The organism is Pirellulales bacterium, from assembly GCA_035499655.1.
Taxonomy (GTDB): domain Bacteria; phylum Planctomycetota; class Planctomycetia; order Pirellulales; family JADZDJ01; genus DATJYL01.
This window is the reverse complement of the sequence record DATJYL010000107.1, coordinates 1-7,464: the sequence shown is the minus strand read 5'-3', so window position 1 is coordinate 7,464 and position 7,464 is coordinate 1. Positions and strand designations below refer to the sequence as shown.

Here is a 7,464-nt window from a genome sequence, read left to right as displayed (position 1 = left end):
AATACCAAGGACGAATGACAAGGGACCAAGGACAAACGTCGCTCAGCCCCAAAATTGCCACCAGGGTCGGCTGGGTTTGGCGGCTGTTTTTCCACTGCCGGCGCTGGCGGCGACTAGGGCGCCGGTGCGCCCGGTTTTATCGACGGCGCCGCGCATGCGGGCCCGGGTCATGATGGCGCAATTAAGATTTGCGCCGGTGAGATTAGCCCCTTCCAGATTTGCCCCCATTAAGTTCGCGCCGCTCATATCCGCGGCGCGCAAATCGGTACCTTGTAGCACGGCGCCGCTCAAGTTGGCGCGCAAATCGGTGCAGCTCAAATCCGATTTGGACAGATCGGCATTGGAGAGATTGGCGCCGGCCAGCCTAGCGTAGCGGAGATTGACCTTGGTCATGTTGGCGGCGGAAAAATCGGCGCCGACCAAGGTGCAATCCGTGAGATCGGCCCCGGCTAAATCGGCGTGGGAGACATTGGCGGAATCGAGCGCCGCGGAGTTGAAAATGGCGTTGACCAGGTTGGCGTTGCGCAGATCGGCCTCGCGAAGATCGGCGTTGTTGACGATCGCCCCGCGCAAATCCTGACCCTGAAGGCTGGCGCCTTGCAAATGAGCGCCAGACAGTTTTGCGCCGGCCAGCGTGTCAGACTCCACTTCCAACAGGACGGCGCCTGTCGATTTGTGCCGGATCTGGATCATGGCCGCACCAAGACATAAGCCCTTGGGTGCTGGGACTCTCTGATCAAAAGATCGACGCGCAGCGCGGTTTCCCCGGTCCCGTGGCAGTAAAGCCTTGCCTCCCTTAAACTCGCCACCCCTTAATATCGCTCAAAGTGGGTTGGCAGGCAAGATTGGGTGGTGAAAAAGCTACCTTTTTTTCTTGAATCGGCTGGCGGCAGCTTAACGATTACCAACCCATGTACGTCCATAAATTCATCAACCAAGGATGCGCCCACGGGTTCCAGACCGGATAGGCGGCCGAAAGGACCGCCAGCGCCAACAGCAGATAACCCAGAAATCGTCCTGAACCCCAGGAAGACAGTTTGTCAACCGTGGGCAGAAGGGAAAATAACCACAGAGGCGCAAGCCAAAACACCCAACGGAAGCCGCTGGTGGAACCGCCGTAATTGCGTTCGTCGGCAGGCAGAGTAATGTAAAAGGCGATGCACACAACTGAAATCAGCGCGATGGCCAGTGCCGCGCCGGGCATCCGATAACCCTTGCTGCCGACGAGGAGCATCAAGCCTGGAATGGCCAGCAGCCACAGCGGCGTGAGCGAAAAAATACCGTGGTGCCCGACCAACACATGCAGCGCGTATTTGCCAATCGAGGGTTCCCCCTCGTCGATTCCCTGCGGCTGACGCCAATAGCTTTCCACCAGTTTTCCGTCGGTGCGGGTGAATTCGTAATCGTACCAGTTGTTGGTGTTGCCGCGCAGCGTGACGGTTTGGCCGGAGTCAAGCCTTACGTTGCCTTCGAAATGGCCCGGCGTATTGGCATTAGAGTTTTGTGGCGCAGTGTTTGTTGTAGATGCACTCGTGTCAGCGGACTGCGGCGAGGATTTTGGGGCCAGGGATGCTGTTTCTGACGGATGATCATGAAGCCGATGGGCATACGGCGGAATCAAACTGTGATGGGCCAACCAAGTCGTGGCGAAAAAGGCCGCCAGCACAATGAGCGCCGCCGGCGCATAAGCCAGCAGCGTTTGCCGAGGGGCTTTCCATAACAGGGCCACGGACACGAGCGCGAATAACGACAGCGCCGGCAATTCGCAAGCGGCGGTGAAGGCGGCAAAAAATCCGGCCATCAGAAAGTACCGCCAGCGGCGCTCGCCGTCGTACCAAATTCGCAGCGCTGCGTACAGCGTAATGACCGCGCTTACCGCAGCCGGCAAATGATTGTTCAACACCACGGCGAACGTCGTAAGAAACGTGCCGAACGTGGCGGCGGCCATCACAAAAATTCGTCCCCAATCCGTGCGGCCGTACCGCTCCAGCATTTTCGCCAACACACAGAAGTAAACCAGCAGGGGCAAAACGTTCACCAGCAACAACATGGCCCGGTCGATTTCATAGGGATTTGTGCTCAGCGTGGCTGGCTTACCCCGAACCGCGGCCGTGATTTTGTAAATGGCCCAATACTGCCCCGCATACAGCGTCGCCAACAGTGGCGGTTTGCTGCTGTATAAATGCGGCGCTCCGGAGGCATCGGTGTGCATGACCACATCGATGCAATCCCAATTGGGATACGTTTTGGGGTCGGTTACGTATTGTTCGATGGCATAGGTGCCGTTTTCCACCAGCGCGCGTACGGTGAGCCAGCGGCTGCGATCGTTGGCGCTGAGAAACGGCCGCTGCTTTTGCCAATCGGCCCGGGTCAGCTCTTCCAAATCGTGATCGGTTTTGCCTGCCAGTTGGCCGGCGGCTTGCAGTTTCTGTTTTTCTTGGTCGACAGCTTCTGACTTGAGGCGCTCCTCGGCCTGGATGACATTGACGGAATTGACGGCCAATATTCGGCCGGCCATCGTGCCGACCGACAGCGCGATCAAAATGGAATACACGCTGCGACGAAATTTGGCGGCGGAGCTGTCGTCCCGTTTCAAAGTGACGGGCGGAGGCGCGCCAGGCGGCCGAGCCGGGGCCGGCGGTTTAACGGCGGACGGATTGCCAGCTGCTGGATTCGCTGACTGCGGCTTCGGCGAAGGCAAATCGGTCGAACGCAACGGGGGATTCGGCCGTACCGGCGGAAATGAGGTGGGAACGTTGCTCATCAGATCAATGGTCGCTTCCTGTCCATTGCGGGTCGGGGGAAGTAGTTAGCTGATCGACGGCATGACGTTCGCCATTGCCGGCGCTGGAAGAAGTCGGCTTCGATTTTCCACTTTCGGCATTTTGCGGCAATTCGTTCAAGCGTTCGGCGATCGAATACGTGTCCGCATCCCGGCCGTAGTATGAAGTAATCAATTCGGCTAGAAAGCCAATCGACATCATCTGGCCGCCAAACAATAGCGCCCCCAAAGAATACAGCAGCGCGGGCCGATCGTGCAGCGGCGTCCAATTCCAAGCGGGATGCAATTGGGTCAATAACCAATAGACGGCCAGATATGCAAGCCCGCCCAGTCCACACAACACGAACAACAACCCGGCGGCGCCAAGGATATGCTGCGGTCGCTGACCAAACCCGGTGAGAAACTTGACGGTGAGCAGATCGAGAAAACCTTTCACGTACCGGCCGGCGCCATATTTCGAACGGCCGAATCGCCGGGGCCGATGTTGGATCACGACTTCCCCCACGCGAAAACCGCGCGCCGCGGCCAGCACCGGCAGAAAGCGATGCAATTCGCCGTATAGCCGTACCTCGTCGAAAATTTCGCGACGGTAACACTTCAGGCCGCAATTATGATCGTGCAAACGCACCCCGGTCATACGGCTGACCAGCCAATTGAACACGCGGGAAGCAAACACCCGGTGAGCCGGATCGTGCCGAATTTGTTTCCAGCCGCTGACGGCATCGTAACCCTGTTCCATTTTTGCCAACAGTTTAGGAATTTCGGCGGGATCGTCTTGCAAATCGGCATCCAGAGTGAGAATGGTTTCGCCCTGGGCCGCGCGAAACCCGGCGCTGAGCGCCGCGGCTTTGCCAAACCGCCGCCGAAAGCGGATGCCCCGCACGCGCGGATCGGTGGCCGCCAATTGGCGGATTGCCGGCCAGGAAGCGTCGTCGGAACCGTCATCGACGAAAATGATTTCCGCATCATAGTGCTGCGCGGCGATGACGGTAATCAGCTCGCTGTGTAAAGCCGGCAGGCTTTCCGCCTCGTTGAACACAGGGATGACGATGGAAAGCATTTCGGGAGGAGAGAGAAATAAAAAATGCGGATCGAGGGACGAGAGATTTCAAACAGAAGGCCACAAACGATCACAAACTTTTAGGATACACCAATTCGCCGCGGAATTCACTCACGGTTTGGCGGTTTTGCCGGCCTTCGTCAACGGATAAATAGCGGCGGCCAATGCGGCTTCGGCGGCCAGCCATACCAGCCGCAAGACAATCACCGCCACCAACGCCAGCAATTGACCTTGCTGCGGCATGAGTTGCTCCAGCCGGGGCGCAAGCAGCTGCAGCAAAACCACGTCGCGCACACCAACCCCGGCCGGCAACATCGATACAAATCCCAACACCACGGCCAGCGATACCGTGGCGGTGTCCAGCGGCAAATCGGTCAACAAATTCATGTTTTCGACGCCGATGGCACGCAGCACGGCCCACAAACTGGCCCCGGCGAAAATCCAGCCGATCGCAATGGTCGACCATCCGCATAGCAACAATTTCGCGCTGGGATGAATGAACGACGCCGCGGCGTTTGAATCGGACGAAATTGCTTCGCTGGCAGTTCGTTCCAACGGCAGCATGCGCAGTAATCGCATCAGTCGAACAAATACCACCGGCAGCGTTGGCAAACCAACCAACACCGCAAGCCCCAAAGCGCCGACAATCAACCACGTTTGTTCACGATGCGTGAACAATAGAATCATCGCGGCCACAACACCCCCCACGGCCATGGTGGTGAATGTTTCGTAAAACACGGCCACGACCGCCAGCGAGATTTTGCAATACGGGCGGCTAACCAGCGCGGCACGCAGCGCGATCACCAGCGCTTTGCCCGGAAAGTATTTGCCCAAGTGTCCGATGTAGTAAGCCCGTAATGCGTGCCAACGTGGAATCCGTTGGCCCAGAGCGATCAAAACACAATGCCAAAACCAGCCGCTGGGATACTGGCTGAGCAAATACAATAGACCGGCCAAGACCGCCCAAGCCGGATGTAGTTGGCTCGGTCGCCAACCGTTTTGGCGCAAATCGGTCAGGCCCGCCGCAATGGTCCGATGGCCGCCCCAAACGACCAGAGCCAAAACGCTCAATTTGAGCACTGGGAGTCCGAAGCGGCGAATGAAATTTCCCATGTGCCTATTTGGGAATGGATTGTGCGGAAAAAGGATTCGTCAATCTACAGAATTGGCTCTGGAGTTTAGTGCGGGATTGGCTGCTGCCCAATCCCTTTTTGCCCAATTCGACGTGACTCCTGGCTGGGAACCCCCCGTAGCACACTTCCAGAGGCTTGGGGCACTCGACCCCGGCCACCCAACCGATGGCACAGTCCGGCCAGATTGAAACAGGCCCACGACCCGGATCTGGTAAGACACCACCCGGAAAGGCAAAAAGATTGACAATCGCTATCTACTCTCAGTACATTGGTTTAGAGAGAGGCTTGGCGGTTCCGCCAGCGGATTTTTCTTTTTGCTGTCGTTTATCCCCAGTGATGGAGCCGTTGTGCCAAGACAATGGGAAATACGGAAAATGAACTTGGCTTGCGCGTGTCGGCGGTAAACCAGGTGACTGCCTAGTGTTGATGTGGGAGCTTGATGCCCAGGGGACATTTTCGATCGACAGGCTGAGTGCCGGCTTTCCAGCGGTTGCTGGGTGCGGAACAGAGATCGAGGAACTATCACATGGCCAAAATGGGGTCTGTCTGGGGAATCGACCTGGGCCAGTGTTCGCTCAAGGCATTGTTGTGCCGCGAGGGCGAAGAACCCGGCACGGTGGTGGCCGAGGCCTTCGATTTTATCGAGTACCCCAAAATTCTCGGCCAGCCGGATGCCAATCCGGTGGAGTTGCTGAAGGAAGCGCTGGAGACGTTTCTGTCTCGCAACACGGTGAAGGGGATGAAGGTGGCGATCTCGGTTTCCGGCCAAAGCGGATTGGCCCGCTTCATTAAATTGCCGCCGGTGGAATCGAAAAAAGTTCCCGACATTGTCAAATACGAAGCACGGCAACAAATTCCTTTCGCACTGGAAGACGTGGTCTGGGATTACCAACAAATGGCCGGCGGCAGCGTCGAGGAAGGCTTCGCCCTGGAGACCGAAGTTGGCTTGTTTGCGATGAAGCGCGATCAAGTGTACCGCGCCTTAAAACCGTTTACCGACGCGGGCATCGAAATCGACATTGTGCAGCTAACGCCTGTGGCGCTGTACAACTTTGCCACGTTCGATCAAATGCCGGAAATTCCGCCGACGGAGCAATACAATCCGGAAGACCCGCCCGCGAGCGTGATTGTTATGTCCTTGGGTGCGGGGATGTCGGACTTGGTGGTCACCAACGGATTTCGTGTGTGGCAACGGACGGTGAATCTGGGCGGCAACAACTTCACCAAGGCGCTGACCAAACAAATGAAACTGACCTTCGCCAAGGCGGAGCATTTGAAGCGCAACGCCATGAAGGCCGAAGACCCCAAGGCCGTATTTCAGGCCATGCGGCCGGTATTTGGCGAGTTGCTGGAAGAGGTGCAGCGCTCGTTGAGCTTTTTCCAGAATTTGGACCGGACCGCCAAGTTGGGCCGGGTGATTCCCCTGGGCAACGCGATGAAGCTCCGCGGTTTGCACAAATACTTGGCGCAAAACCTGGGTTTGGAAGTGGCGGAACTGGACAGTTACCAAAAGTTGAACGGTTCCGCGGTCACAACTTCCCCGGCATTCAAAGATAACGTGCTGTCGTTCGCGGTGTGCTATGGCCTATGCGTGCAAGGCCTGGGCTTGGCGAAATTGAGCACCAATTTGTTGCCGCGCGAGATCTTTAAAGACCGGATGATCCGCGCGAAAAAGCCCTGGGCTGTGGTGGCCGTCGCCACGCTCTTGTTGGGCTGCGCGTTTGGTTATCTGGCGCGGTGGCGCGAATGGAATTCCGCCCGCCTGGACGATTACCAACAAGCCTTTAGCACGGCGAAGCAGGCCACGAACATGGCCAACACCGCCGGAACCGATTTTAAGGCGGCCAAAGAGGACGACGCCAACAGCTACGATAAAGTGAAAGCCATCGGCCAGCGGTTATCGAGCATTGGCGAACGCCGTGTGGTGTGGGCGGAACTGCTGAAAGCCATCAACGATTGCCTGCCGCGCGATGAGAAGCCCCCCGACGATATTTCCAAACGCAATATCATTTATGTGGACTCCATCGATTGCGAAAAACGGCCCGACCTTACCGATTGGATTGCCGCGGCGCAACCATTGATGCCCACCGATGAAAAAACCAAACCGCCCGACGGGACGCCTGCAACTGGAGCGGGTACGGCCCCAGGCGATACCAACGCGGGGGCGCCAGCGGGTGCAACTCCCGCGGGGCCAGACGCCACTGCAGCCACCCCGCCGCCGGCGGCGCCCGCTCCCGACGGTTCGGCGGCGCCGGCAGCAGCGCCCGACGCCAGTGGCAACCTGTTGGATGCAAGCGGCCCCGGCGGGTGGATTGTGATGATTAAGGCGCACCACTACCACAACCATAGCGACGATCAAAACAGCGGCGCGGAATATGTCCGCCGCACCCTGCTCAAAGAATTGCGGGAGAAAAACGACATCCAGTTGGCCGACGTGGATGATAAAGGGCGGCCGGTTCCACTTTCGACCAAGGATTTGGGAATCGACA

5 protein-coding genes are annotated in these 7,464 nt (G+C 57.8%); 1 reads left to right on the top strand and 4 read right to left on the bottom strand.

Annotation, left to right across the window (positions count from 1 at the left end; genetic code table 11):
• Positions 1 to 42 precede the first annotated feature (42 nt).
• The 4 genes from VMJ32_07610 to VMJ32_07595 all read right to left on the bottom strand — a co-directional run bounded on the left by VMJ32_07610 (position 43) and on the right by VMJ32_07595 (position 4,955).
• Positions 43 to 693 (bottom strand): pentapeptide repeat-containing protein, encoded by a 651-nt coding sequence (locus VMJ32_07610; protein ID HTQ38877.1) that lies wholly within the window; start codon positions 691 to 693, stop codon positions 43 to 45.
• 208 nt (positions 694 to 901) lie between these two features.
• Positions 902 to 2,764 carry a hypothetical protein gene (locus VMJ32_07605; protein HTQ38876.1) on the bottom strand — a complete coding sequence of 621 codons (1,863 nt, stop codon included), beginning with the start codon at positions 2,762 to 2,764 and terminating at the stop codon, positions 902 to 904.
• 4 nt (positions 2,765 to 2,768) lie between these two features.
• On the bottom strand, positions 2,769 to 3,842 hold the full coding sequence (locus VMJ32_07600; GenBank protein HTQ38875.1) for a glycosyltransferase: 1,074 nt from the start codon (positions 3,840 to 3,842) through the stop codon (positions 2,769 to 2,771).
• Between the two features lie 111 nt (positions 3,843 to 3,953).
• Complete coding sequence (locus tag VMJ32_07595) at positions 3,954 to 4,955, bottom strand: lysylphosphatidylglycerol synthase transmembrane domain-containing protein (protein ID HTQ38874.1); 1,002 nt, start codon at positions 4,953 to 4,955, stop codon at positions 3,954 to 3,956.
• 546 nt (positions 4,956 to 5,501) lie between these two features.
• Between VMJ32_07595 and pilM the strand changes: the two genes are divergently transcribed.
• A partial coding sequence (pilM, locus tag VMJ32_07590) for a type IV pilus assembly protein PilM (GenBank protein HTQ38873.1) occupies positions 5,502 to 7,464 on the top strand: 1,963 nt, incomplete at its 3' end.

Excerpts from the sequence above, each read along its gene's own strand:
- VMJ32_07610 (HTQ38877.1), bottom strand. The coding sequence starts at position 693 with ATGATCCAGATCCGGCACAAATCGACAGGCGCCGTCCTGTTGGAAGTG.
- VMJ32_07605 (HTQ38876.1), bottom strand. The coding sequence starts at position 2,764 with ATGAGCAACGTTCCCACCTCATTTCCGCCGGTACGGCCGAATCCCCCG.
- VMJ32_07600 (HTQ38875.1), bottom strand. The coding sequence starts at position 3,842 with ATGCTTTCCATCGTCATCCCTGTGTTCAACGAGGCGGAAAGCCTGCCG.
- VMJ32_07595 (HTQ38874.1), bottom strand. The coding sequence starts at position 4,955 with ATGGGAAATTTCATTCGCCGCTTCGGACTCCCAGTGCTCAAATTGAGC.